This is a genomic window from Mycobacteroides sp. H003 (genome assembly GCF_001440135.1).
GTDB classification, from domain to species: Bacteria; Actinomycetota; Actinomycetes; order Mycobacteriales; family Mycobacteriaceae; genus Mycobacterium; species Mycobacterium gwanakae.
The window spans coordinates 1-26620 of sequence record NZ_LJYL01000022.1 but is presented as its reverse complement, the minus strand read 5'-3'; the positions used below and the strand labels follow the sequence as shown (position 1 = coordinate 26620).

The following is a 26620-nucleotide window of genomic DNA, read 5'->3' as shown; positions in this document are numbered from 1 at the left end:
GCCCGGAGGACCGATGAAGTCCGCGCGTATCGCGCCGAGTAACTATGTCGCCACACGACTGGTCGCCGAGCTCGCTGACGCATGGAAGGAGAACGCCGAGTCCATGGACCTAACCCCGGGCACGGTCTCTGGTCACAGTGCAGTCATCAGGCGGGTCGGCGAATTCTTGACCGACCCTTCTGATCGATTCCTCACCTTGTCCGGCGACGGCTCGGAGGTTGCGCGTCGCCTGCATGACTGGGAATCAGCGATGGTTGTGCGTTTCCCGCCGCCGAGCGTGCGCGCGAAAGACCTCGGTATGCAGCTACGCAATCAAGTCGCCCGATATCTCCAATCACGCGGGGTGTCCCACGGTGTGCTCATGGACTGGGCCAGCGGCTTGGTCTTGGACGGCAGCGCCTGGCAAGGGTTGCCGCTCGATGAGTTCAGCAACGACGAACGGATCCAGCTCGAACAGGCATGCCGAATGATTGTGCGCGACACCGAAGAACGCCTCGCCCGCGGCAACGCGCTGCTGACGAGCGGAAAAGACCCCCGCCATCACGGGTGGGATCGGGTGGAAAACCTCCTGTGGGCTCTCCGAAACCTGCCGTACGCCGAATCGTTCCACGTTCACCTCGCCGGGCCTCGTAGGGCGCTGACTGGATGCGACGTCGACCAAGAATCCGGCGTCAATCGCAATACGCGACTGATGGCCCGCCCGCTCATGACCGCCGTGGGCGCATACCTCGCACCAGAGGACGAATACCTACTCGCCATCCGAGTGCTACTCCACCTCCAGACAGGATGGGCACCCGAGGAAAGTCGCCAGCTGCTGCGCAGTGACATTGAATTTGGCGACTCCTCCGTCCGTGTCCGAGCAACCAAACTGCGGGCGCAACGAATCCGTTGGCATACCCTTTCGTCGGCGGAGCAGCCGCCGTGGGGATGGAAGGCGGGCGATCTCATTCGGCGCGCCGCATATGCGATGCAGCACGCACACGCGCTCACCCCCGAGGAGCAGTTGTTCTGGGTGGCAGGGATTCGATCAGCACGGGACCGGCGCGACGGCGAGTACCCTCAATACTTCATCCGTGCAAGGCATTTCGGAAGGACCAACTCCCTCGGCAAGCTGATTGAGCGCCACGGACTGTCAATCAGCGAACCGCACGATATGCGCAGGCTCCGCAAGACGGTGAAAAGCGCGCGAGCAGCCCTCCTAGGTACCCTCAACGGCGCAGCCGGCGACGACCACTCCGTCGAAGTCTTCCGGGGTCATTATGCCCAGACCGCCACGGTGCACACCATCGCTGCGCAGACCGTACTGCGCGCTCAACGCAAAGTCCTTGACCGTGCCCAAGACGGACCGACATTCTTCGACGCGATGGCCGCCGACATCGCAGCCAGCCCGAAAGACTCCGACGTTGCTGCGCTCGCGACGGCAGTGTCCGACGAATCTCCGGCAGAGCAGCAGCTAACTCTAACGGCGTGCCGCGATCCGTACGATGCGCCGTTCACCCAGCCGGGCGCGCTATGCCACGCGTCGCCGTCAATGTGCCTTCAATGCCGCAACGCCGTCATATTCCGCGACCACCTGCCACGCCTCATCGTCTACCGCGACGTGCTCGATGACATCGAAAAGACTATGCCCCCAATTCAGTTCAGCGAGACGTACGGTCAGCAACGCGTCAACCTTGACGCCGTCCTCGCCGAATTCCTGCCTGATCAGATCGAGTCTGCCCGGAAACAAAACGTTTTCCTGCATCGACCTCTCGGCCAGAGAGCAGAACAATGACAAGCGAGTTCGCGTCGGCGATTTCAGCGTGGGATCCACCATTTAGCCCAGATGAACCGGTCTTGCCGGAAGCCCGCCGCGTCGTACCTGGCCCCGAACCGCGATTCGGCGACATGCCCCGCTGGGATCTGACCGCAGCCGGAATAGCCCCCAATCTCAGCCCACATCGTGCACAACTGCGATTCGACGACCTCCCCGACGACTGGGTCCCGATCGCCAAGACACTTGCTATGGCGATGCTGCAGCCAACCCACGACGCCGTACGCGAAGCACACGTCTACCGCTCCAACCGGCCCTACAAAACCAAGTCGATCCAGCACGCCCTCTCCGAACTGCGATACCTGGCTAAATGGGCCGACGACTTCGGTCACACTGCCGATCTGTCGCGGTGGACCGATGACGACTGCGGGGCCTACCTCGCATCGATTCGCGCCACCCGCGCCAACACCGCCGAGCATTCCGCGAATGACCTCCTGCGGCACCTTGTCGGATTCGGCGCCCTGATGCACAACGGTGGGCTGCGGGTGACAGTAAGTTCGTCCAAGACCGGGAGCAACGGCGAGATCAAGACCCCCGTCATCCCGCCTAATGCATTCTGGCCGCTGATTCGTGCCTGCTGGGCCTACATCGATATGTTCGCCCCCGATGTCCTCGCGGCCCGCGATGACATCGAGACTCTTGACGCCAGCCCCAAGCCCGACAAATGGCCGGCGGCGCAAACCGTCGACCGGGCGATCGACTCGTGGCTTGCCTCATCCGACGGGTTCGTCCCGCGTCACATCTACACGCTTGGACGTGGTAAGGCTGGTGAAATCAACTGGGACGGCCTGGCACTGTGCACCACGCCGCGGATCCGTGCAGTCAACTTCTACAACGGCAGCGGGCCCGCACGGCGACAACGAGTACGCGACGCGATCTCCGCCGGTACACCCACCAAATATGGCTATTCCAGCATTCAACCCACCGTCGTTGACCGACCCGACGGCACGCGAGGACCGTGGATCGAAGGGTTCGACCGGGTCATTGTGAGCAAAGAGCTGACCCAAATCCGCAACGCGGCTTACATTTTCGTCGCGATCATGACGATGATGCGCGACAGCGAAGTCCAAGGCATCGCAGCCGGGTCTGTCAGCACTTATTTCGGCGCCCCTGCAGTAACCAGCACCCTCCATAAAGGCCAGGCAGGTGCCGGTACACCGCAACGTTGGTGGGTAAGCCCACCGGTTGTCCGCGCTCTCGAAGTCGCGGAACACATCACCCGCGACCCAGGCAGGCTATTCGGCAGCGTCCGCACCGGCGTTAACCGCGACCTCGCCGGATTCGACCAACACGAACAAATCCGCTCCTTCATCGACTGGGTCAACAACCACTCACCCCACAACGGCCTAGAGCAGATTCCAACAAAAGCGTTGGCGCCACATATGTTTCGACGAACGATGGCGGTCATCACCGCTAACGAACCTGACGGCGAGATCGCACTCGGAATCACCCTCAAGCACAACGCCACACGCGCACTGGCCAACGCGACCACCAGCGGCTACGCGACGCCAACAGCAGAGTGGGCCAAAGAATTCGAACACCACGCCAAGGAAGCCGCGGCCGGTGAACTCGTCGCCGACTGGGCACGACACGCCGACGGCAAACGGGCTGCACGAGGTCCTGGCGCCGCCACATTTACCAAGGGCCTTTCGAACGTGACGGACAGCGCGGAGACCACGGTCGCGGTCGGTAATGAGCGCATGCTCCGAAACCTGCTGCGCGATGAGTTCGCCACCATCCGCCTGGGCACTCTCAACCATTGCCTCGGCGACCCCAGCAAAGCGCTCTGCCTGGAAGGCACATCCGCCGCCGTCAAAGCAGGCGGACCAATCCCGAGCATGTGCCAACCCTCCACCTGCCGGAACTCAGTCATCACCGACAAACACCTACCCGTCTGGCAGCACGAAGAAACCGATCTCCTCGAGAAACTCAAGGACAAGAAGATGGCCCACGTCCACCACGAACGCCTCGAAGCTCAACTCGCCGACGTCCGCCGCATCACCCAACAAGAGCCAAGATGACCACCGTCAGCCCGTCGACGGAGAAGAAGCTCCGCGACGCCATGCAACGACTCCTCGCGGGCCAGTCAAAACGGACCGACGGGCGACTCACCAAGGCCAATCTCCACGCAGAGGCCGGTGTCAGCCGAGCCACCATGAACCGCGCCGACGCCGTCATCGCCGAATGGAACACCGCTGTCGGAACGCAGTCTGCACCGCGAGACTCCCAGATCGTCGAACTGCGAGAGACTGTCGCCAAGCTCAAGCAAACCAACGCGACACTGCGTCAACGCAACACTGACCTCGAACGAAAGAATCAAGCCGCGGTCACCATCGTCGCTGAACTCCACGCACAGCTCCAAGCGAGTCGAGGTGCCGAGTCGCGAGGGACAGTGACGCCGTTGCCGGGTCGTCAGACCCGCCGTCGCTGGTGATCCCGATGCTCGGCGGGCCGCGCGTGCGCTGCCAATGCGCGAGGCACAAACGGTTTGTCGGTCCTCAATGCAATAGTCGAGCGTTGGCGTGGTGCAAACCACGGCGGGTCCGAGACACAGATCGGAGTCAAGGTGGACGTACGGCGTGTGGACATCGCGCATTTTCGTGGCATCGAGCGTTTGTCATGGCGAATTCCAAAGGGAACGCACTTCCAAGCGCTTATCGGTCCCGGCGATAGCGCGAAATCAACGATTCTGTCGGCAATCGACATGACCCTGAGCGATCGGTGGAACCTCTCGATCACCGACACGGATTTCTATCAGTGCAACATCGAAGAGCCGATCAGCATCCGGGTAGCCCTATGCGATCTGCCGGCTGCTATTCGGCGGCACGATGTGCTTGGCATGTCTCTCGCGGGGATCGATGACGCTGGCGAACTTTACGAGGACCCCGACGACGACCACGACTCGTGCGTTGTCGTTGCACTGACGATTGATAAGAGCCTAGAACCTGCTTGGACGGCCTATCGCCCCAGCAAGCCAGAGCCAATCGTCACTGTCACCGCCGCTGCTCGACGACTCATCGGGGCCTACAAGATCGATGAGCGAGTTGACAACCACCTGCGGTGGTCCCGAACGTCCGCGCTCGGCCGACTCACCGAAGCCAAGCACGGGACCAACGAACTCCTCTTGAACGCTGGCAGGGAGGCGCGAACAGCTGTGTTCGCTGCTATTCCCCCCGAACTATCTGATCTGGTCGAGACCGTCCAACAGCGTCTCCACGCGCTTGGCAGCGGCGAGTTCAAGGATCTCAAACCCGGACTGGATCAATCACTTTCAAGTTCAACGGGAAACTTGGCGCTCTACGAAGATGTTATTCCACTCACCAACTATGGGCTGGGCAGTCGACGCCTGGCTGGGGTAGCGGTTCAGCAACTCGCCAACGCCGACAAGGGCATCCTCCTTATCGACGAGATCGAGTACGGGCTGGAGCCGCACCGACTGGTCAACCTCTTGACCTGCATCAAAGACCACACAGCCTTGTCGCTGGCACTAGTCACGACGCACTCGCCGACCGCTCTTCGCAACGTCGACGTGGGCGACTTGGCAATCGTGCGACGCGATTCGCACGGCAACGTTACAGTCCACTCGTTCGCGCCAGAACACACCGAACTGCAGAAGGTGCTCCGATCTTCCCCTGAAGCATTCCTGGCCCGCCGGGTGGTGCTTGTGGAAGGAGCCACCGAGTACGGATTCACTCTCGAACTACTTGACGGATGGAATCGCGAGCTGGCTGCGGCTGCAGAGCCATCGTCCGGCGCATTAGGTGTCGAGGTAGTCCAGGGAAGCGGCAACGCCACCATCGAATGGGCACGGGTTCTGGCAGATCTAGGCTACGAGGTTGTTCTCCTCATCGACAGCGATGTCGAAAAGGACTGTGTCGCAGCTGATCTCCTCGCCAGCCAAGGGGTTGCCGTCGTTCGGTGGAAGGATCTCTTCCACCTCGAACGCGCGGTTACCGACGCACTCAACGGAGCTGAACTCACCGCCCTGATCGAAAAGGCGATCGAGCTATCGGACGACCCCTCTTCGTCCCGTAACAACTACCTCGTCCACCTCAAGAAGTGCGGTCTGTCCGAGGGGATAACAACGCTGGCCGTTAACGACTGGATCGAACTCGGCGTCGACCTCGATGCAGCCCGGAACTACGTGGCAGACGCCGCCCACAAGTCGGGCTGGTTCAAGCAAGTCCATAAAGGACGCGAACTTGCGACGCTGGTTCTCGCGGCCGACGGCTACGCAAGCACTGACACGGCAACCAAGGTGCGGTCCCTACGTGAAGCAGTTGTCGCGGCGGCACGGCACAGCTCACCCGGTGTCACAGTGCCCGATGAACTGTCGGGAAAGACAAACGAATGACGACCTCTCGTCTCCTCGGCTCGCTGCCGTGTTCGGTGGAGCTTCCTGCTGGTGGTGGGAAGACCTGGTTGCTTGTCGACTCTATTCGTGAGGTGGCCGGTCAATCGGGAAAAGCGTTGGTGCTCACCCACACAAACGCCGGTGTCCATTCCATCAGAAACAAGATGGAGGCCCTTAGCGTGGATCCCAAAGCTGCTCATGTCGGCACCATTACCAGCGTCGCGTTCGAACTTGTGCGTAGCTATTCGGGAATCGCGGGGCTCGTAGTGCCAGAGACCCCTGATTGGGAAGACTCCGGCAAGTATGTTGAGGGTGCCCGCTGGGTTCTGCGAAATCGGCACGTGCGCGATGTATTGGCGGTCAGCTACAGCCATCTCCTGGTCGATGAATACCAGGACTGCTCAATCGCTCAGCATGCACTCGTCCTGGAACTGACCCAGGCGATCCCGGCGTGCGCAGTCTTTGGCGATCGATTGCAGGGCATCTTTGGTTTCAGGGATCCGATTGTTGACTGGGAAGCCGACATACTCGCTCATTTTCCGCCGTTCGCCATCGACTACGTCCCGCACCGGTGGGTCGAGCACAACCAATCTCTCGGAATGTGGCTACACCAGATCCGTGACTTGCTTCAGCCAGGATCACAGATCGCGTTCAACGCGGATCTACCATTCGGTGTCACATTCGTCCCCGCTACACAGCGACGAATCGAGCTTCGAGACGCTGCATTACAGCCGCGCCCCGAAGGAGAGACGGTGGTGATCATCGCGCCACCCGATAGAGGGTCAGCAAGGTCCGTCGCAAGCCGCCTCAATGGCGCCTTCATGACGATGGAAGACATCGGCGGCGCATTCATGATGGAAAGACTTGCCGAGTTGGAACAAAGTCCACCAGAGCTATTCGCGCTCTTCTTGGCGGATCTCGCCAAGAAGTGCTTCGTTGGCTACTCGAAACTTGACCAGGCGGTGTTGAACCGGCTCAAAAAGGGCAAGACGGCATCTGGTCTGACGAGGACCGGACTGGAACGCACCCAAGCCGCGCTCGACAGCGTCCTCTCGAATCCGACGTTCGAGACGATCAGCACCTCGATGCGCACTATCCGTGCGGCAAAGGAAGCGCAATTGCACTCGCGAGAGGCATGGAACGACATGGCGGCGGCACTCGAACATTGCGCTCCAGAAGGCGAACGTTCCCCGAAAGACGAACTGGGACGGATTCGCGACCAACTCCGCCACCGCGGACGCCGACCATCAAGTCGCGTCGTCTCGCGCACTGTGCTCATCAAGGGGCTTGAGTACGACCACGTGATCATTTCCGACTTGGACCGGCTGACCGACCACTGCAACCTCTACGTCGCCCTCACCCGTGCACGTAAGACCGTGACCATCATCGGCAAGAACGCCACGATCTCTGTCACCGAGACAAAGCGCAGACCGAAAGGTTCTGCACCCTCGGTGCAGGCCAGCAAGGCCCCGGGGGGCGGCTGACGTGAGAATTGCGAATTCGTTTCCGTCGATGGCTACCGTCAGACGTCCACGCTGATCAGACCCATAATCATCCTGCTGCGCACCGAGCGTGCATCGGCTTCGTTAGGGTTCCGAACTGGGGTGTTTCACACACTTCTCGGCACCAACAAGGAGGAGAAACGCAAGTGCGACTGAACGCCGACAAAACCGTGACTTGGAACGAGCCGTCGGCGCCAACCGGAATCACGCCGGAGAAGGTCTTCCTTGGCCCCGACCCGTTCGGCCTCGGGGGATTCCAGGTGGCAGTCGCAACAGCTGCGAGCGCTCCGTCCCGGCAAGTCCTGCGCGACCTCTTCACCGCCCGCAAAGGTAGGACACAGATTCAACTCGTGGTGGCCGTCGTCCACGACGGCACCGCCTACCTGTTCGGCCCCGACCCCCACGCGCAACCATTCGAGTTCCCCACCGAACAAGCAGTGCGCCAGCTGCAGTCGGTTCTCGCCGAGCCGGACGTCCTGGCCGCCACTGAACGATTCGCCGGCTACCGCAAAGCGAGCAACTCGACCGGGGTTCCTGGGTTCGCCAACAGCGGGCTGTTCGCGACGCACCACATCACGACCAATGTCCCGACCCGCGCTGATTGGGAGGCCCTTCGCGATCAAGCCCTCCCGCTGCTCGTCTTGCGCAGGAAGCAGTTGATTGAGGCGCTGGGCTTCAAGACTCAGACTGGCCCAAACGGAACGCTTCTGCTTTCGATCGACGGGCACCCACCGCGCGCGGTTGCCGTCCTGCTCGACGACTCCGAGCAGTTCGACGCGAAAACCCAGCGGTTCCAGCTTTCGCCCGTTGCATTCGGGCTTGCTGTAGCGTCGCGCCAGGAAGTTCCGTGGCTAGTGGTTCTACGGAAGGACCAAATTCGCCTGTATCCAGGACGCGACGGCGTCGGTGTCGGATCGAAAGGCCAGGCCGAAACCTACTTCGAGGTCGACCTGTCGACCATCGACTCCGAGCACGCCGCGCTGCTGCCGCTGATCTTCTCCGCGAGTGCGTTGGCGGCGGACGGCACCGCGGACGAACTGCTGCGCGACAGCGCGCGCTACGCCGCCGAACTCGGCGCGCGTCTTCGCGAACGGATTTACGACGAGATCGTCCCGCCGCTCGCGGTTGAGGTCGCGCAACGCCTCGCGAAGCATGGCGATGTGACGCTCGATCCTGATGGACTAGCCACGGCGTATCGCGTCACGCTGCGCATCCTGTTCAGGCTCCTGTTCCAGGCGTACGCCGAGGATCGCGGCTTGCTCCCGTCCGGACGCAACGAAGGCTTCGACGCCAACAGTCTCAAGACCAACGCTCGCCGTCTGCTGGACTCCGACACTCAGGAGTTTGGCGACTCATCGACGATTTGGTTCGACCTTGTCCAGGTGTGGAATGCGATCGACCAAGGCAACCCGCAGTGGCAGATCCCGTCGTACAACGGAGGTCTGTTCTCGACCGATCCCGAGCGGTCGCCCGAAGGTGCGTTGATCAGAAGATTTGAGCTTCCCGACAGCGTGCTCGGCCCCGCATTGAAGAGCCTATTGATCGACTTCAGCGGCGATGGCGCGCTCGGGCCGGTTGACTTTCGCTCCTTGAGCGTCCGCGAGTTCGGCACGATCTACGAAGGCCTCCTGGAGAGTTCGCTCTCCCTGACCGAAGAGGATCTGACGGTCGACAGCACCGGAGCGTGGGTCCCAGCGGCGAAGACCGACAAAGTATGGGCTCCATCCGGCACGGTCTACTTCCACACCGCATCAGGTGAGCGCAAGGCGACCGGTTCGTACTTCACGCCGAAGGTCGTCGTCGACCACCTGATAGAGCATTCAATCGTGCCCGCATTGATCGCCCACTTGGAGAAGATCGCGGGCTACCTCACCAAGGGTGACGCGGCGGCAGCAGCACGTGCGTTCTTCGACTTCCGGGTCGCCGATCTCGCGATGGGTTCCGGACACTTCCTGGTGGCAGCGATCGACAAGATCGAAGCCCTAATGCGCACCTTCCTCACCGAGCACACCGTGCCGGGCGTCACGGACGAACTGCTGCGCTTGGCAGAGGTCGCTAAAGAAGCGCTCGGATCCGACGACGTCGCCAAGAGCGAAGTCGACGAGGTCGGACTGCTGCGCCGTCAGGTCGCGCGACGGTGTATCTACGGGCTCGACACCAACCCCATGGCCGTCGAGCTGGCTCGCCTAGCCCTGTGGATTCACACATTCGTACCCGGCCTACCAATGAGCAATCTCGACCACGGGCTCGTCAACGCCAACAGCTTGACAGGAATCGGCACCATAGACGAAGCGCTCGACGCGTTGCAGCCAGATCGTGCACCGGGCCAAACCGACATATTCGACGATGTCATCATCGACAATCTCGCTTCGGCCAAGACCCTTTTGATTGATGTCGCCAACGCGTCTGAGGCGAACAAGGCCGAGATTGAGGAGAGCGCCCGGCTTCTTGCCGCGGCACGCAAGACGGCTGATCTATCGCGCCGCATCTTCGATGCTGCAGTCGCCGCCCGAATAGAGAAAATTCAACCGGGTCTCATCTTTAGCCAGGAAGATTTGGAGGAGCTCGTCAACCGGCCGGTGGTCGCAGATGTTGTTGCGCCGCTGAGCCCTGCGCACATGCCCTACCTGTTCCCTGAAGTTTTCGTGCGTGATAACCCTGGCTTCGATGTTCTTGTGGGGAACCCGCCGTGGGAAGAGTTGATGGTGGAAGAGCCAAAATTCTGGCTCCGGGTCCGGCCGGGTCTGTTCGGCCTCAAGCCGGCTGAGCTGAAACGAGAAGTTGAACGTCTTCGGGAAGAACGTGCCGATCTTCTGCCCGCCCTGCAGAAGGAGGTTAATCGAGTTGAGGAGATGCGCCGGGTACTCCTCGCGGGGCCGTATCCGGGTCTAGGTACGGGTGACATTGACCTATATCAGGCATTCGCATGGCGCTTCTGGCAGTTGCTTCGTGTGGGTGGCTCGCTTGCGGTAGTCATGCCGCGATCACTCTTCAATGCGGCCGGAACAGCGCTCTGGCGGGAGGCGATCTACGACAGTGGTCGGCTCGAGCTCGTCACCCTAGTAAACACTCGGCGGTGGGTTTTCCCGATCCATCCGCAGTATTCGATTGCCTTGACTGAAGTTTCGAAGACTGCGACCGCGAGTGAGACCGTTTCAATCAGCGGGCCCTTCCATTCGGAGGTGGACTTCGTGGAAGGGCGTAGCCGCTCCGGCCAGATCACGGTAGCTGCGTTAAAGTCCGCGACTGGCGCGGCAATTCCGCAGCTCGCTGGTCCGGTTGCAGCTGAAGTGCTCACTCGGATTCGAGCGGCTCCGCGGCTGGATCGCCGTACCTCCAGTTGGGACTTCCGTCCTGTTGCCGAGTTTCATGCTACGAATGACCGCGGCACCTTCGACGCTGGGGCTTCGGGAACTCTTCCGGTAATTGGTGGAGCAGGCTTTGAGCTGTGGAATCCGAGTACAGGAGAGCTATACGCCAGTGGGAATCGCTCAACGATCGAGACCGCGCTTCAGGCTAAGCGACAGCGACAGATCAAGCTTGCAAGTTCGGCATTCTTCGGCCAGTCCCGTGAGTGGGCGGCAGACCCTGCGACGTTGCCCCTGAGGCATGCGCGAATTGCCTTTCGGGATATCACTCGTGCGACAGACACGCGCACGATGATTGCAGCGCTTGTTCCTCCGTCGGTGGCGTTGACGAACAAGGCTCCCTATTTGTTCCGCGTCAATGGCTCCGCGCCTACTGAGGCGTTCCTGCTCGGGGTGCTCTCGTCGATTCCACTCGACTGGTATGCACGCAAGTACGTGGAGCTCGGAATGAACTTCCACATTCTCAATGGGTTGCCTATCCCTGAGATGGGCGCGGACGAGGTTTCGTTGCGGGTAGTAAACATCTCTGGCCGGCTCGCAGCAGTTGATGAACGCTATTCGGACTGGGCCGCCGAAATTGGAGTGCCGGTCGGATCTGTCCAGTCCCAAGCCGACAAATCCAATCTGATCGCGGAGTTGGACGCGCTTGTCTGCTTGCTTTATGGGCTCACGGACGATCAGGTTGAGCATGTGTTCGCGACCTTTCACCGCGGTTGGGACTACGAGGCGCGGCTCGGCGCCGTTCTCGGGAATTTCCGGGCATGGAAGGGCAAGGTATGAACCAACTTCCTGACTTCGCTACCAATCACCCGCCGAGCGATGCCGCCGCGACGGTGGCCGACAAAGTAAATGAGCTCTTCCGCCTTCTGCGGCAGAACAAGGTGACTGCGCCGCCTATCGCGATCGCCACGGCTTACATCAACCCGGCAGGTTTCGCTCTGTTGGCGGACGAGCTGGAAATTGCGCCGCGCGTACGCCTCCTGTTGGGAGCGGAGCCCGATGCAGAGTCCGTCCGGGCGATCGCTTCTGGTGATTCCGATCAGGATTCAAGGCGTAGCGCCGCGATCCAACACCACCAAGCATGGCTCGAAGCCGAGCGGGACACCATGGGGTTCGCTCGAGTGCCAACTGCGCATGCGAAGCGGTTGGTGGAGTGGCTGCGCAGTGTTGACCCGGTTGGCAATGCGAAGATCGAGGTGCGCCGATACTGCGGCGGCTTCCTGCACGGGAAGACGTACCTCGTTGAAGACGGCGCCGCGCAGGCGGCGATCGCGGGTTCGTCAAACATGACGTACGCGGGTCTCGCGCATAACGCGGAACTCAACCTCGGCACCGGCGGTGGCACCAGCTCAGCCGTGAAGGTTCGCGAATGGTTCGAGCACTTCTGGCAGCTCAGCGACTCCTACGACCTGGCTGAGCTGTACGGCCGTCTCTGGGAGCCGCACACGCCGTGGTCGATCTACCTGCGCATGCTTTGGGAACTCTATGGCGAGCACCTTGACGCGGAAGAGAACCCGAATGTCCGCACCGGCTTGAACCTCACGAGCTTCCAAGCCGATGGCGTGGCTCGCATGGAGCGACTGCTCGACGAGCACGGAGGCGTGCTGGTCGCCGACGAGGTTGGCCTCGGTAAGACTTTCCTCGCCGGCGAGGTGATCTATAGAACGGCCAACATCAACCGGCAGCGAGTCCTCATCGTCGCGCCGGCCGCGTTGAAGACCTCGATGTGGGAGCCATTCCTGGTAACTCACGACTTCAGCCGGTGGGTGAAGGTCTATTCCTATGAGGAAGTGCGGAACCGCCTAGACCCTGACAAGGGTCCGATCGACGCGTTCCTGCAAGAGCTTGAAGACTACTCACTCGTCGTGATCGACGAGGCTCACAACCTGCGTAACTCGGGGGCGCAGCGCTCAGGAGCTGTCGACCGAGTGATCACGGCGGGCAGCCCCAAAAAGGTCGTGTTGTTGACGGCAACACCGGTCAACAACTCGCTGACCGACCTCGAAACTCTCATCAAATACTTCATCCGCGACGACGCCCGCTTCGCCTCGTTGGGAATTCCAAGCATCCGCGAATACATCAAGCAGGCACAGGCAGTCGACCCAGCGAACCTCACCCCGGAGCACCTCTTCGACCTCATGGACCAAGTCGCTGTACGACGTACCCGAAAGTTCGTCAAGGAGCACTACGCCAACGAGCTGATCATCGGGCCTGACGGCAAGCCCACCACGATCAAATTTCCTCAGCCGAAAGTACGACGGATCGACTACGACCTCCATGCCGACGGCCTCGCCCTAATCGACGCGATGGTCTACGCGCTCGACGACCCGACCGACCCCCATGCGCCTCGTGCATGGGAGGAGCGCAGCCATGACCCCAAGCGGCTCATGCTCGCCCGCTACCTATCCAGCATGTACACGACCGACCACGACTTGCAGGAATACCAGATCACCAATGCCGGCCTGCTGCGGTCTGGCCTGCTTAAACGTCTGGAGTCGAGCCCCCAGGCGCTTCACGCTTCGCTGGAGAAAATGATCGTCTCCCACGAGGCATTCCTCGAGGCGCTCCGCAAGGGATTCGTCCTCAAGGGCGAGGCGCTCTCCGACTGGGTTTCGTCCGACTCCGACAACCTTGAAGACTTTGTGGCTGAGTTCGACCAAGACGACCAGATTGAATCGGTCGGCGGCTACCACCTCGTCGAACTCCAGGCCGACGTCGAGTGCGACATCGCTCTGCTCGGCGAGCTGCGCGACCTCGCGGCGGTTGTAGTCCAAGGAATCGAACCCAAGGCCCAGAAGTTGATCGAGGAGATTACCGAGATCGCCAAAGAGGCGCAACGCGTCGACCCGCGGGGCCTTTCGCACGCCGACCGCCGGAAAGTCGTCGTGTTCTCTGCCTTCACCGACACCATCATCCCGATCCACGAAGCAGTGGTGGCGGCCGTCAAGGCTGCCCCTGCAGGATCACCACTGGCCGATTACAAGGACCGGGTGGCTCCACCGATCATGGGTTCCTACGCGAAAGTGCATGAGCGTGGCGCTAGCGGTGGTGTCGACCAGGGTGGCCGAGCATCAACGATTGCAGGATTCGCTCCACAGACTTCCGGTCCTCGTAATGCAGCGGGTGAGCCGACGGCGAAAGACGAGTTCGACATCCTCTTCACCACCGATGTGCTTGCGGAAGGTGTGAACCTGCAGCAGGCGGGCCAGATGATCAACTACGACCTCCCCTGGAACCCGATGCGCATCGTCCAGCGACACGGCCGCATTGACCGTATCGGATCAAAGCACGACTACATCCACCTCGGCCTGTTCTTCCCGGCCGAGCGCCTCGACGCCCTGCTGGCATTGGAGGCACGACTAGAGACGAAGCTTGCTCTGGCCGACGCGGCCGTCGGAGCCGGCGAAGTACTCCCGGGACGAGGCCCTGGCCACGAAATCAACCTCGCCGATGATCAGGTCATCGACGAGATTGAGAAGTTACTCGACACCGGCGGCTCCAGTGCGTCGCTCTCTGGTGAGGAATACCGCCGCCGCCTGTATGGCGCTTTCAACATGGAGCCGCTCCTGAAGTCTGACGTTCTTAGCCTCCCAAACGGATCGGGCAGCGGTTTCGTGAACCCGGTCGTGCAAGGCAACGGCTACGTGTTCTGCATCAAGATCGGCGACAGTGCGAAGCCGTGGTTTCGGTACGTCCCGGCCACCGATGACTGGTCCATCAGGTTCACCGAGGACGGGCTACCGATCGTCTCGGCTGACACGTTGATTTCCCTCCGTGTTGCTGACCCGCAGAACACCACTGCGGAGCGGCGACTACCAGATGAGGTCTACGACAAGGCTTTCGACGCGTGGGAGGTCGCCCGCAACAGCGCCTACACCGTCTGGAAAGAGCTCACCGATCCCAACGCTTTCCAGCCCGACCTGCCGCTCTCCTTCAGAGACGCCTACTCGCTTGCACTGCGCAAGGGCGGATACCTTGGGAAGGAATCGCAGATCGCGCTCGCCAACCGACTTCGCAGTGTGCCGTCGGCGAAGGTGTCTCGCCAGGTGCGTGGAGCCCTCAACCAAGGGCGGACCGACGAAGAACGCATTGCGCTCATAACCGAGGTGCTCGACGAAGCCGGCATATCCGCGCCCCCGCCGCGCGAGCCGCTTCCAGACATCGAAGAACATGAGGTGCGACTGGTGACCTGGATGGCCGTGCGTGGAACTCGTGGCCTTGACGAGAGCAACTAACGAATGACTTCGACCGTACGTCGTCGGTCACTGCGGGCTGCAATCGCCCTGGGCGTCATACGGCTGCGAGTGTCTCGTGAGACACAAAAATTTCGCATAATGGCGGGTTCGAGGACCTTGCCACCGCTAAACCCGGCCCGACCTAGTGCTTCCCACACCACGGCGGCGATGGCGGGATCGGTGTAGTGGGCGTTGAGGATGGAGGCCTCTGCCTGGCGGTATTGGTCGCGATCGAGCAACTCGGCCAGGGTGTCCCGTTCGGCGGTGAGGTCGCTGGCGCGGGGGTCGAACACCTGGGGTACCGCACCCCAGCCTGACCAGGTGGCCAGGACACGTTGTTCGGCTGGGGTGGCCGGCCGCTGCGCGTCTTGCAGGGCGCGCAGCAGCTGGACGGCGGCAATGTTGGCGCGGATGCGTGCTTTGGACCCCGATGGCACCAGGGTGTCGAGGCTTGCCGGAAAATCGGTGGGGCTGGTGAATTCTTCTATCCGCTGCTCGGCGGCCGGAGTCGGTTCGTCTGATACAGCCGGGCTTTGTACGGTGCCCGCCGGCGGGTCGATTGGCTGGTGGGCTGGTGTGCGCGGGTTCGGCCGCGGCAGCGGGGCGCCGCCGGGGTCAATCGAGCGCGGATCGGTGGGCTGATCGGCCTCATCGAACAGTGAGGGCTGGGCGTTTACCGCTCGGGTATGCCGTCGTCGCGCAGATCGGTGTAGACCATCTGAGCCAGCGTGCTCGTGAGCGGATCGTCCGGGCCGCTCGGTAGGGGCAGGCCATCCTCGGCCCGGGCGGCTAGCAGGTATCCGGCCTTGATCCGAAACACCGCCGAGTAATTCGGGTCCGGCCACAGATCCGCGATCAGCGCCTCGATGTTCTGGCTGGGGTCGCTGCGATACTGGGGCCGGGTCCAGCGTTGATCCCAGGGCACCTGACTGCGATCGGGCGCTGGGTCGTTGTGCTCCCCCCACAGGTTGCTGGGCTGGCCGTCCTCGGTCGGGATCTGCTCGTAGAGCTCGTTGTTGAGCACGATCTCCATCGCCTGGCTGCGTGCGGTGTTCAGCATCCCTGCCTTGGTCAGGTAATCCGGATGCTCGCCGCGGCTGCGGGTCCACGCCCCTACCGCCTGGGCGCCCATCTCGGCCGCCAGCTCGGCGACCTGGTAGCTGATCCTGGCCGCCTGGCTGTCCAGGAATGTCTCGCGTTGGGCTGGGCTCCACTGCGGGGGCAGCTCGAGCGGGCCCGCGTAGGCCTCCGCCACGATCTGGCGTATCTCTGGGCTCGTCACCACCACCGTCCCCGCCGAAGATGTCGAACAGACCCGGCTGGTGTGGATCTGGCCGCGTCCTCCGTGCCATATTGTGCGCTCCGATCGGCTCGAGTCGGGGTCGGGGTAACCGTGGTTAGCCATAAACTGGCGCAGCCGACGCTCAGCGACCCGTCTTCGTGCCGCAGCCGAGCGTGCATCGGGGGAGGTCATGTCGTTGTGCCGCAGTCGAATAATGTCGGGGTGAAGATCTTCCGGTTGGACCACGAGACCTCGGTACGCGCCGCGTAGGCGCCGCTTTGCGATGTGGCAGATAGGATTTCGACTCGGTCCCAGTCGCGCAGCTCGATGTCATACAGGGTGTTTGCGCTCATTGGGTTGCCTTTCGGTTACTGGGATCGGGGGCAACTGCCTGGTGGTGCAACCATGGGGGCACGATTTGCGCCAGTGGCGGTGCGGATGTGAATGCTGCAGGAGGTCAGCTGCCGGACAAGGCGCAAGTTGTGACCAACCTTGCCTAGTGCGCGCGCATAGTCATCGGGGTTGACGTAAACGCGGATGCGGCGCTGTTCAGGGTTGATGACTTCGGCGATCGCAGACTTGATTCCCAGTGCGTTGATCACGTACCTGGCAGTGTCGCTGTCGTAGGCGATGATGCTGACATGTTCGCCGCAGAGGCGCTTTTCGACGTCGGCGATACGCAGGCCGCCCCACCCGATACAGACGGCGACCGCGTTGATCCCGCGAACACGTGATCGGACCGCGACTTTAGCCAACAGTCCGGGCTCGCGTGCGACCGCAATGATTTCGACGGAGCCGTTGGCCAGTTCGGGCACCCGAGCTGTCAGCGCCGCTCGAACGGGACATGTGATCATCGGATGGCGCCCTTTCAACGTGGCGCCGGCTGGCCGTCCGAGGCGCTGAAAGCGGCTTCCAGGGCGGCGATTTCGCGGTCGGCGGGGTTGGCGGCCGCCGTCCAGGTGACCTCGCGGCCTTCACGGCCACCGCGGGTCAGCAGGCCTTGACGCTCAAGGCCGCACAGCACCCGGTAGATCTGCTCGTGGATCGGGGCGCAGGATATCGCGACCCCCGCGACCGGCACGTCAGGCGCGTGCAGGCGCAACTGTGCCGTCGTGAGGGGCCGTTGCGCGATGCGGAGTTGGGCGAGCAGGTCGTCGCGCAGGACGCGGGTGGCTGCGCTGCTGCTAGGCACTGGCCTTCTCCCTTAGCGTCGCACTTGCCCTGGACGCGGGTTTAGCCGCTTGTCGGCGGCGCAGGTCGCGCTGGGTGGCCGCGAAGTGCACGGCCTGACGGATTTGCAGGGACCGCAGCCGTAGCGCTGGGGGTTGGTTTCGGTAGCGGGCGATGACCTCGCGTAATTGCGCTCGAGCGGCCTTGAGGGCGGCGACGTCACGGGCGCCGGGCATGGCCACGCTCGCCCACACCCCATCGGTAGCGCCAAATCTGAGGGCGTTCTGGGCGCAGGCGACGATGATGGGGCAGTTGGTGCAGATCGCTGCCGACTCTCGCTCCCCGCTATATCCCCTGAACCAGGTGTCGGGGTCTTCGTACTCGCACAGGCCGGTGTCGGCTCGCAAGGGTCGGATGGTGGTCACGGCGCTCTCCATTCCTAATTATACCTGTGCATCATATTGTGTATGTTGTGTACTGACTACGTTTATAGCTGCTCATGCGCTGATAGGCAACATCAGTGCAGATGAAGGTTTCGGCAGAGTAAGTCGACACAGTTCAAGGGCGTACAGCGTATTGGCACCCCTGCGCATCTGCTGCGCGAAACCATGCTTTTCTGCCTTAAACAGGCTATTTCTGTGCATCTCTCGCGTGGCACATCTGTTGGGATCCCGTGTCCGACCGTGGCTGAACGTGGTCAACTTCTATAGTTAACTTGCAAGTATCCGAGAGGTCGTCGGTCGACGACGGCGGCGACGATGGCGAAGGACACGGTGAGCACCAAGGCGACTCCACCTGGCGAGAGCCCGCTAGAGCGGGTCGGCAAGGCCGTTGCCGACCGCCGAGTCGAAGTTGGGCTGGAAACGCAGCGAGAGCTAGCTGACGCGGCGAATGTGTCGCTGAACACGGCCGCGTTGCTTGAGCGCGGCAAGTCATTTCCTCATCGGATCAACCGCGTGAAGTTCGAAGATGCCCTGCAGTGGCCGCGCGGCACCCTCGATGCGCTACGCCGCGGTGAGCCCATCCCGCAGACCCAACCGCGCCCGGCAGCGGCGCTCACGGCGCAGCCCTCGTTCGAGTCGGTGTCGACCGATCCGCGCACCACGTTGCAGGCCTTGGGAATCGCTAAGGCGATAGCGGCGATATCTGCGATATGCGCACAGATTCTGGTGCGCCACAGCAACAGTGCACAGGCGAAGGCAACGCTGCGCGACCTCGACGATCAACTGTTGCAGTTAGAGTCGCTCATTGTCGCGAGTCTGCCGCACGTGCGCGGAAAGTCGTTTAGCGAGACCATGTCGGCGCTGACCGAGCTGCACGAGTATCGCGACGTCATCCGCGACGCCGCCGGGGACGCGCAGGCCTCGACCGAAACTGCTACGCCATCGGCCGGCGCGCCACGTACGAGGCTGGCATCGGCGAAATCCTGACCGGCACACCGGATTGCTGGGCTTCTACGCACTGCGTTGGGCTGATGGCGAGCATGACGTGCCCTGCTTCGGGAAAGATCAGGTCTCCGGCTTCGACGTTTCCATGAGCTACCTTGGCGCCCTGGTGAATCTGGGTGTATGTGTCGGGACCCAAGGTGATGCCGGCCTGAGCGTAGGACCAGTGAACCAGGCCGGAGCAGTCAAATTGGTTGGGCCCCTTGGCCCCCCAGACATAGGGGCACCCCAAGCGGGTTAGTGCGGCTTTGACCGCGATGCGCGCTAATGGCCCTCCCCCAGCGATCGCGGCGTCGTGGTCACCGGCGAGTTCGGGGTTGGTGTGGTGGTGGTTTCGGGTAAGCCCGGACAGGGCGGTGTCGAGGCCGGGGATAGAAAGTGGGCTGCCCACTCCCCCGCCGGCGGCGCCCAGGCCGCCCATCGGCATGCCACCGGTCATGGCGCCGGCGCCCATCGGCATCGCGCCCATCCCTGCGCCGTAGCCGCCGGCACCTCGCCCGATCAACGCCGCCAGCTCCATATTGCGCCGCTCACAGATGCGCAACAGGGCCTTGGCCCGATCCAGCTGGCTTTGCAAATGCGTCACCAATTCCCGCTTGCCTGCCGGGGTTCCGGTGGCAGGAGCGATCGCGGCCACCCCCGAACGGGTATCGGTGATCACCCCATCCATGCCCCCGCCACCCGCGGCAGCAGCCTCTCCCACGCCGGTCAGCGGCGGGCCGGTCCCCGCGTCGGCGGCGATGGTGTGATCCAGGGAAAATAGCTGCCCAGTGTTGGCAACGCCGTACCCGGTGGCCGCCGCACCACCCCAGCCTGCGGCGGCGGCCTGTCCCGCGCCTGCCACAACCTGGCGACCCGTCACCAGTCCCGACGTTGATGACCAACCCCCGTTAATCATCGGCGCCGCCCCGAAAAGCCTGCGCGCATCGCCCAATACACGGCCAGCCTCAGCCACCACCTCATCGAGCGACATACCCGGCAGTATCACCTAAACCGCGCCCACGCGGCTATCACCAGCACCAACTTCGCCGCTCAGTAACCCTTCGGCGGTCGTGTGGGATCGGCCTGCTGGATGTTGGCTGCCAGATTCGACGCGTCAGCTGCGACGCAATAGCGGCCGCGGGCGTAGTTGATGAACGCGCACGCTTCGGATACGTCGTCGAATCGGCTACTTGCTGTGCCCGGCTGGTGATACTGCCGGAACGTTGCACCGGTGAATTGGAACGACCCTCCGCTGGGATCTCCCCTCTGCGCGTTGGCATCGGTGTGGTTTATGGCGTCGTTGCGGTATCCGGATTCACGTTTAGCCACCAGCATCATCCCGGCTTCCCACCGGGCACGTGCTACGGGATCATGAACGCCTTCGATGTCGAGGGCTTTGCGGATCGCCGCGCGGACGCGGTCGGCCCCTGGACCTGCGGGCTCGGCGGCCAGGTTCAATCCCTGATCCGGCTCGGGGTTGGTGTGGTGGTGGTTTCGGGTAAGCCCGGACAGGGCGGTGTCGAGGCCGGGGATAGAAAGTGGGCTGCCCACTCCCCCGCCGGCGGCGCCCAGGCCGCCCATCGGCATGCCACCGGTCATGGCGCCGGCGCCCATCGGCATCGCGCCCATCCCTGCGCCGTAGCCGCCGGCACCTCGCCCGATCAACGCCGCCAGCTCCATATTGCGCCGCTCACAGATGCGCAACAGGGCCTTGGCCCGATCCAGCTGGCTTTGCAAATGCGTCACCAATTCCCGCTTGCCTGCCGGGGTTCCGGTGGCAGGAGCGATCGCGGCCACCCCCGAACGGGTATCGGTGATCACCCCATCCATGCCCCCGCCACCCGCGGCAGCAGCCTCTCCCACGCCGGTCAGCGGCGGGCCGGTCCCCGCGTCGGCGGCGATGGTGTGATCCAGGGAAAATAGCTGCCCAGTGTTGGCAACGCCGTACCCGGTGGCCGCCGCACCACCCCAGCCTGCGGCGGCGGCCTGTCCCGCGCCTGCCACAACCTGGCGACCCGTCACCAGTCCCGACGTTGATGACCAACCCCCGTTAATCATCGGCGCCGCCCCGAAAAGCCTGCGCGCATCGCCCAATACACGGCCAGCCTCAGCCACCACCTCATCGAGCGACATACCCGGCAGTATCACCTAAACCGCGCCCACGCGGCTATCACCAGCACCAACTTCGCCGCTCACGCCTCCCAGCGCTCCCAGCTGTGAGCGTTGCCGTGGGGTGCGTTTGGCTTTCGGCTCGCCGGTGTTGACGCCGACAACCACCACCTGCGATATCGAACGGTGCCACCGAAACCGCTTGACGCCCAACATAATTGAGTGTGGCTGAGCGTGCAGTATGCCACGCCACCTCGATGGATGGGTCAGCTTTCCACGGAAAACTGACCCTCGCGATGCTATGTGAGCAACTTCCTGAGCTGGCCGACCAGTGTCCTGGCTCCTTTATCGCCAAGTTGATCGCGCAACGCTATCGCCAGGGCGCGTGGATCCGCGTCGAACTTTCGAAGCGCCCGCGTCACCGAGCGCAGCGGCGGCGCCGTTGGTTCGTCTCGTGCCGCCGAATCCGAATTGCCGTCTTCGGTTTCATTGGCGGTGTTGGCCCCTTCACTGCGCCGGCCGCGAGCGGCCTTCCACCGGGCCACCTGCTGTGCGAGCGGAACCTGGGCAAGTGAACGCGCTTCGCGAATCGCCAGATCGCCCCTGCGGGTGGCTTCCTGAAGATCGGGTGCCAGTTTGAGTAGCGCGCGCCGATGTGACACCCACGTCTTGCTCTTACGAAGATGTTCGGCCGCGGCGTCAGCGCTGCCGTACTCCCCCACTAGCCTCTCGACAGCTTTGGCTTCCTCGATCACGTCGAATCCCGAGCGGTCGACGTTCTCGGAGATTACAGCCGTGAGCAGCGTTGCGCGATCATTGGCGAGTTCGTCTTTGATCACGATGTCGAGCTCGGGTCGGCCGAACTTGTGCGCGGCGGCCAACCGCCGGTTGCCGATGATTACTACCCACCGCGCCGAAATCGTGGTCTCGGGGTAGATGTTTTGAAATGCTCCTCGGGTGACAACAACTACGGGCTGTAGTTGGAAGTCAACGATGGAGGCCAACTCGTCGAGGTCACCGACCGAATCGCGCGGGTTGTGTGGGTTGCCGACCAGGTCTCGTAGAGCCACCGACCGCGACAGGCCCGACCGTGGGGCGACGACGGGAATCTTCGCGTTTCCGTCAACAGATGAGTTGTCGCCAACAGCATCGACGAGATCATCGAATGTCTTGACACCACCGCGCCCCATTACCGGACTCCTACCATGTTCAGTTCGTCGGCGAGCTTGTAGAAGTCAGCCGCCGCGTTGGCCGCCGAGCCACTCTTCTTGTACTGGGTGACCACGACGCCCTCGCTGCAGGCATTCGTGTGAATCTTGTAGTGCCGCACTACCGTCTCGGCTAAGGGCCATCCCTGTCCGCGAATGAACTTCTGCGTTTGCTTTAACCAGTGTTCGCCATCGCGCGGGTCCCAATCATTGATGAAGACCCGGTAGGGGATGTTGCGCGGTTCGAGAAGCTTACGGATCGTGCGCGCGGTTGGGTCGAAGCACATCGGCGCCGGCAGCACCGGGACGATCGCTTCGGCGGTGACGTCGAGGACGGTCCGCAGTGCATCGGCGGAGTATCCGTCACCTAGACCATCTCGAGAGGAGTCCGCGTCGAGGTCGAACCAGCCGGCGGTATCGACGTAGACCTCGACAATACCGGGCAGGTTGTTGAGCTGCTGCAGCCATTCGAGGGGATCGTCGTGCGCTTGGACAAGATGGAAGGGGAGTGCGTCGACCCGGTTGGCCCACCATTTTGCCGACCCCTGCGGGTCTATCGAGACCGCAGCCACCGGCGAGAACGCGTCGGGCTCGAGATATGCGGTCAGTTTTTGGGCTCGTACGGCGGCCAGATTGACGGTCGCGGTGCTCTTGCCGACACCGCCTTTTTGGTTCAAAACAGTGACAACTTTAGTCATGGGGAGAAGACCTTGGTGCGCTTGGGCCGCGGCTGCGGCCCACTCCGGGAACCGGCCGCCAGGAAATACGTCGCTGACCGAACGACCGCCCCTCAGACACGCTGAATTGTGCATTACATCTCGCCAGTTTTCCGCGGAAAACTGCCCAGATCCAACCGGAGATCGCATGCCGTCTTTCGCGCCTTCCCGGTCCGTCAATCACATCAGCGAGTCCATGACTTGCGTCGATTGACGAGCGACAGGCCAGTTTTCCGCGGAAAACTGGACATGCCGGGCTCAGATCATCACCCCAAAAGTCACGCGATTCCGCCGCGGCAGTGAGTTGTGCGCGCGCCTCATCGACTCGCCGCTCCCGATGGCATCCGGCCACATCATGACGTTGGCCGGCAGCCGCCGCCGAGAGGGTGACCACTTCCTCGGGCACTCGTGGATCGGGGCGTTGATTGCGCCGGGGCCCCGCACGACGTAGGAGTCGAACCGGCGGCATCCGCTGGCATGCACAACCGGGTCCACCCACAAAGCGCCCCCATAGTCGTTCGCACGTGCACCGACGCTTGACGACCTCACCGACACCGTCGGTCGACGGTTCACGGCGCACCAGCACCTAGTGCTTGTGCCGCCACGTTGTTGGGCACGCCACCGCCGACCTCTCGCGCGGCGGCGTCTACCGAACCTAGTGCTTGCGCCGCGGCGTCGGTGGCTGCGCCACCGCCGGCTTCCGGCACCGCGCCCTCTCCTGCGCCCCGCGCCGCGCTGCCTTCCGCGCCTAGTGCATCCGCGCGTGGCGCTGCCTGCGCGTCGGCAGACTTCAACACCGCGCGCACCTCACCGACTTTGACTCCCGCCAGTTCAGCGATCGCAGTGAGGCTTTCACCACGGCCTTGCATCCGGGCCACCGCTGTCGCGCCAGCCTGGCGGTGTTCGTGACGGCGCCGCTCCCCCTCTGCGCGTATCTCGAGGATACGGTTGCGCTCCCACTCGTCGACGGCGACCAGCCGCCCAATCTCGACGAGAAACGACGCAGCGTCATCGACATTTTGACGCTCACGCTCCAGACGTGCCTCGTTGGCCTTATGCTGCGCCTCCCGGACACGCTTGCGCGCCGCCGATTTCGAATTGATGTTCACCACGTGGGAACCATAGGACACACCCATCGTCGCGCTCTACCAACCTGACCAACATCATCTGTGTCCCCATTTGTCCGCACCCACTGTCGCCAAATCAACTGCCCACCAATGCAACACATCCGCACCGATCCGCACCACTCACCACAACCACCTGTCCGATCCGGGAAACGGTCGGGTGCGCTCGTTCACGCGCTACGACACACTTATGCCAACGAGACCCGTACCACAGCAGCCTGAAACCCGCTATCTGCACTGGTCGGCACGCGGTGGTTTCGCTTGGTGTGCGATGGCGCTATATGACCAGCTCAGACACCCCTTCTGGACCTCAACCAGAAGGGCTTGACCGCTCTCCTAAAGCCGGTCTCGCAGATTCGACCCCCTGACCGCACTCGACGGTGCATTTCCGATCGAATGTCGCACTGCTGGTAGCGGGAATCGAGAACTATGCCTCATGATCTCGGTATGACCTGCCGGCCAGTACCAACGGCGGGAGACGGGGTTGGAGACGATGACTATAGAAAATGCGTCGGTCATGCTCACCGCTCATGAAGTTCGAGCAATGACCGGAGTTCCGGTCTCAACGCTGCATGATTGGGCGGCCAGGCGGGAACGTGGGATTGATGCGCCTGGTCCACATCACCTCAGGCTTAGCGATCGGCACCGTCGATGGTTACTGGATGACGTCAAAGATTGGCTGGAATCGACTCGGGTGTAGAGCGATTCGCCCTCACCCACGACTTAGCACAACCGCAAATTTTGAGCTAACGATCAAGCTTGCACACGCTCACTGCTGGCTGCAGGCACTGATCCTCAATTCCCCCAACGTCATTCCGGAGGAATCTTGGCCATAAAGCGCCGCGAGACGAAGGACGGCGTGCGTTATGACGTCCAATGGCGCCTACCGGATCGTTCGAAGCGCAAGAAGAGCTTCCGAACAGAGCGGGAGGCGCGCCAGTTCGAAGCAAGGCTCGTCACCGACAGCGCCGCGGGCGTCAGGGTGGACCCACGCGGCGGCAAAATCCTGCTCCGCAACGTCTATCGATCGTGGCTAGCCTCCCGACCCGACCTGAGCGCGAAAGTCCGCCGCGGATACGAAGACAACTGGAGGCTGCGTATCGAGCCACAGTTTGGTTCGTGGCCGATCGCAAGAATCGACCACGAGTCGATCCAACGATGGGTGAATGCCATGTCAGCGTCGGGTCTCGGACCGCGGACCGTGAGGTGGACGCACTCGGTCCTCAAGATGACCCTTGACCGCGCCGTCGAGGAAGACCAGCTCCTCGGCAAGAACCCCGCATCACGCACCAAATTCCCACCGATGCGGCAAGCCACACACGTCTATCTAACCGTCGGCGAAGTCGCAACACTTGCCCAAACATGCGGCGCTCAAGGTGACGTCGTCTTGCTCCTGGCTTACACAGGCCTACGATTCGGTGAACTCACCGGCCTCAATGTCGAGGATGTCGACCTGGGCGCTCGTCGAATCCGTGTTCGCCGGTCGATGACCCAAGTCGGCGGCAAACTCGTTGAAGGGAACCCGAAATCGCAAGCCGGCCGACGTTCTGTCCCAATCCCCGAGCGCTTGATGCCGGCACTTAAGGCGCGGCTCGACGCACGACCCTGTGGCGCGCCGGCGATCGCGTCGCCGAAGGGTTCCCGGCTGAGCCTGGAGAACTGGAAGCGTGCGGTCAACTGGCGGAAGTCTGTGACTGAGATCGGCCGGGACAACTTGCGTGTGCATGACCTACGGCATACCTACGCATCGCTGTCACGACGGGCCGGCGCCGACTTGCGACTCCTGCAAAAGGCAATGGGCCACGCATCAATCACCGTGACCGCACACACCTACGCGGATCTCTTCGACGACGAGCTTGACGACATCGCAACCGCGCTTGACTCGCTCGACGATACTTTTCGTGCGGGCCGCAGCTGATCCGGTTTGGCCCTGTTTCGTCCCATTTCTCAGGGATCGAGGTGGCGGCAAGGCTGTCTGGCAATCGCACGGGAAGGGAGACCCAATCGTTAGACCCCGGCCTCAAGCCAGGTTGGCGAGGCCGGGGCCATTCGACTAGAGCGCAGACCCGGAGGTCATCCCCAACGCTGGTCCCGAAGCCGTTTGTTTAACCGGCCGCATCGGAGCGCACTTCATCAAGTGTAAAGGACTCAAACCCAATTGAGCGGAGGCCACACGCCCCCGCTGAACACAGCCGACCCCGGGGTTATGCGACGGTCAAGTCCAGGGACGTGGTGTACGACGTCGTCGTGTGATTCTTCGACTTGGTGGTTTAGGCGGTCAGTGCCGCCGGGGTGTCCTCCTGTTCTGTTGA

20 protein-coding genes are annotated in these 26620 nt (G+C 62.5%); 9 read left to right on the top strand and 11 right to left on the bottom strand.

What is annotated here, in order from left to right:
* The first annotated feature begins 13 nt into the window (after nucleotides 1-13).
* The 7 genes from AOT87_RS15935 (at nucleotide 14) to AOT87_RS15905 (ending at nucleotide 15272) form a co-directional block, all read left to right on the top strand.
* Complete coding sequence (locus tag AOT87_RS15935; protein ID WP_057970247.1) at nucleotides 14-1774, top strand: hypothetical protein; 1761 nt, start codon at nucleotides 14-16, stop codon at nucleotides 1772-1774.
* Nucleotides 1771-3834: a hypothetical protein gene (locus tag AOT87_RS15930; RefSeq protein ID WP_057970246.1), complete on the top strand. Its 2064-nt coding sequence runs from the start codon at nucleotides 1771-1773 to the stop codon at nucleotides 3832-3834. Before AOT87_RS15935 ends, AOT87_RS15930 begins: the two co-directional genes overlap by 4 nt.
* Nucleotides 3831-4247 carry a hypothetical protein gene (locus AOT87_RS15925; protein ID WP_057970245.1) on the top strand — a complete coding sequence of 139 codons (417 nt, stop codon included), beginning with the start codon at nucleotides 3831-3833 and terminating at the stop codon, nucleotides 4245-4247. The genes AOT87_RS15930 and AOT87_RS15925 overlap by 4 nt, the downstream gene beginning before the upstream one ends.
* 405 nt (nucleotides 4248-4652) lie before the next feature.
* Complete coding sequence (locus tag AOT87_RS15920) at nucleotides 4653-6167, top strand: AAA family ATPase (protein ID WP_240489273.1); 1515 nt, start codon at nucleotides 4653-4655, stop codon at nucleotides 6165-6167.
* Complete coding sequence (locus AOT87_RS15915) at nucleotides 6164-7651, top strand: UvrD-helicase domain-containing protein (protein WP_057970243.1); 1488 nt, start codon at nucleotides 6164-6166, stop codon at nucleotides 7649-7651. Before AOT87_RS15920 ends, AOT87_RS15915 begins: the two co-directional genes overlap by 4 nt.
* A 368-nt stretch (nucleotides 7652-8019) precedes the next feature.
* Entirely contained in the window at nucleotides 8020-11817 is a 3798-nt protein-coding gene (locus AOT87_RS15910; protein WP_240483297.1) for a hypothetical protein, read from the top strand.
* Nucleotides 11814-15272 (top strand): SNF2-related protein, encoded by a 3459-nt coding sequence (locus tag AOT87_RS15905; RefSeq protein WP_057970241.1) that lies wholly within the window; start codon nucleotides 11814-11816, stop codon nucleotides 15270-15272. The genes AOT87_RS15910 and AOT87_RS15905 overlap by 4 nt, the downstream gene beginning before the upstream one ends.
* Here the strand turns inward: AOT87_RS15905 and AOT87_RS15900 are convergent.
* From AOT87_RS15900 to AOT87_RS15880, 6 genes are all read right to left on the bottom strand, one after another.
* Entirely contained in the window at nucleotides 15269-15709 is a 441-nt protein-coding gene (locus tag AOT87_RS15900) for a hypothetical protein (protein ID WP_057970240.1), read from the bottom strand. The genes AOT87_RS15905 and AOT87_RS15900 overlap by 4 nt on opposite strands.
* Nucleotides 15710-15945: 236 nt before the next feature.
* Nucleotides 15946-16554 carry a hypothetical protein gene (locus AOT87_RS15895; protein WP_033717261.1) on the bottom strand — a complete coding sequence of 203 codons (609 nt, stop codon included), beginning with the start codon at nucleotides 16552-16554 and terminating at the stop codon, nucleotides 15946-15948.
* Nucleotides 16555-16742: 188 nt separating this feature from the next.
* Nucleotides 16743-16907: a hypothetical protein gene (locus tag AOT87_RS28850; RefSeq protein WP_007172126.1), complete on the bottom strand. Its 165-nt coding sequence runs from the start codon at nucleotides 16905-16907 to the stop codon at nucleotides 16743-16745.
* Between the two features lie 15 nt (nucleotides 16908-16922).
* On the bottom strand, nucleotides 16923-17408 hold the full coding sequence (locus AOT87_RS15890) for a hypothetical protein (protein ID WP_046184891.1): 486 nt from the start codon (nucleotides 17406-17408) through the stop codon (nucleotides 16923-16925).
* Between the two features lie 14 nt (nucleotides 17409-17422).
* Nucleotides 17423-17746, bottom strand: a complete 324-nt coding sequence (locus AOT87_RS15885; protein ID WP_007172124.1) for a hypothetical protein — start codon at nucleotides 17744-17746, stop codon at nucleotides 17423-17425.
* Nucleotides 17739-18149, bottom strand: coding sequence for a WhiB family transcriptional regulator (locus AOT87_RS15880; RefSeq protein WP_072501167.1), 411 nt, complete (start codon nucleotides 18147-18149; stop codon nucleotides 17739-17741). Before AOT87_RS15880 ends, AOT87_RS15885 begins: the two co-directional genes overlap by 8 nt.
* Before the next feature lie 333 nt (nucleotides 18150-18482).
* On the opposite strand from AOT87_RS15880, the gene AOT87_RS15875 reads away from it, so the two are divergent.
* Nucleotides 18483-19154 (top strand): helix-turn-helix transcriptional regulator, encoded by a 672-nt coding sequence (locus AOT87_RS15875; protein ID WP_007172122.1) that lies wholly within the window; start codon nucleotides 18483-18485, stop codon nucleotides 19152-19154.
* On the opposite strand, the gene AOT87_RS29510 is transcribed toward AOT87_RS15875, so the two are convergent.
* The 5 genes from AOT87_RS29510 to AOT87_RS29085 all read right to left on the bottom strand — a co-directional run bounded on the left by AOT87_RS29510 (nucleotide 19102) and on the right by AOT87_RS29085 (nucleotide 24296).
* Entirely contained in the window at nucleotides 19102-20142 is a 1041-nt protein-coding gene (locus AOT87_RS29510) for an NlpC/P60 family protein (protein WP_051445829.1), read from the bottom strand. The two genes, AOT87_RS15875 and AOT87_RS29510, sit on opposite strands and share 53 nt — an antisense overlap.
* 59 nt (nucleotides 20143-20201) lie before the next feature.
* A complete protein-coding gene (locus tag AOT87_RS15865) occupies nucleotides 20202-21284 on the bottom strand; it encodes a hypothetical protein (protein WP_075630248.1) in 1083 nt (360 codons plus the stop codon).
* A 275-nt stretch (nucleotides 21285-21559) separates the two neighbouring features.
* Entirely contained in the window at nucleotides 21560-22450 is an 891-nt protein-coding gene (locus AOT87_RS15860; RefSeq protein ID WP_007172119.1) for a hypothetical protein, read from the bottom strand.
* A complete protein-coding gene (locus tag AOT87_RS15855) occupies nucleotides 22450-23166 on the bottom strand; it encodes a ParA family protein (RefSeq protein ID WP_007172118.1) in 717 nt (238 codons plus the stop codon). Before AOT87_RS15855 ends, AOT87_RS15860 begins: the two co-directional genes overlap by 1 nt.
* A 587-nt stretch (nucleotides 23167-23753) precedes the next feature.
* Entirely contained in the window at nucleotides 23754-24296 is a 543-nt protein-coding gene (locus AOT87_RS29085; RefSeq protein WP_174814220.1) for a hypothetical protein, read from the bottom strand.
* Nucleotides 24297-25134: 838 nt separating this feature from the next.
* Here AOT87_RS29085 and AOT87_RS15845 point away from each other — a divergent pair.
* On the top strand, nucleotides 25135-26226 hold the full coding sequence (locus AOT87_RS15845; RefSeq protein ID WP_007172599.1) for a site-specific integrase: 1092 nt from the start codon (nucleotides 25135-25137) through the stop codon (nucleotides 26224-26226).
* The last annotated feature ends 394 nt before the right edge of the window (nucleotides 26227-26620 follow it).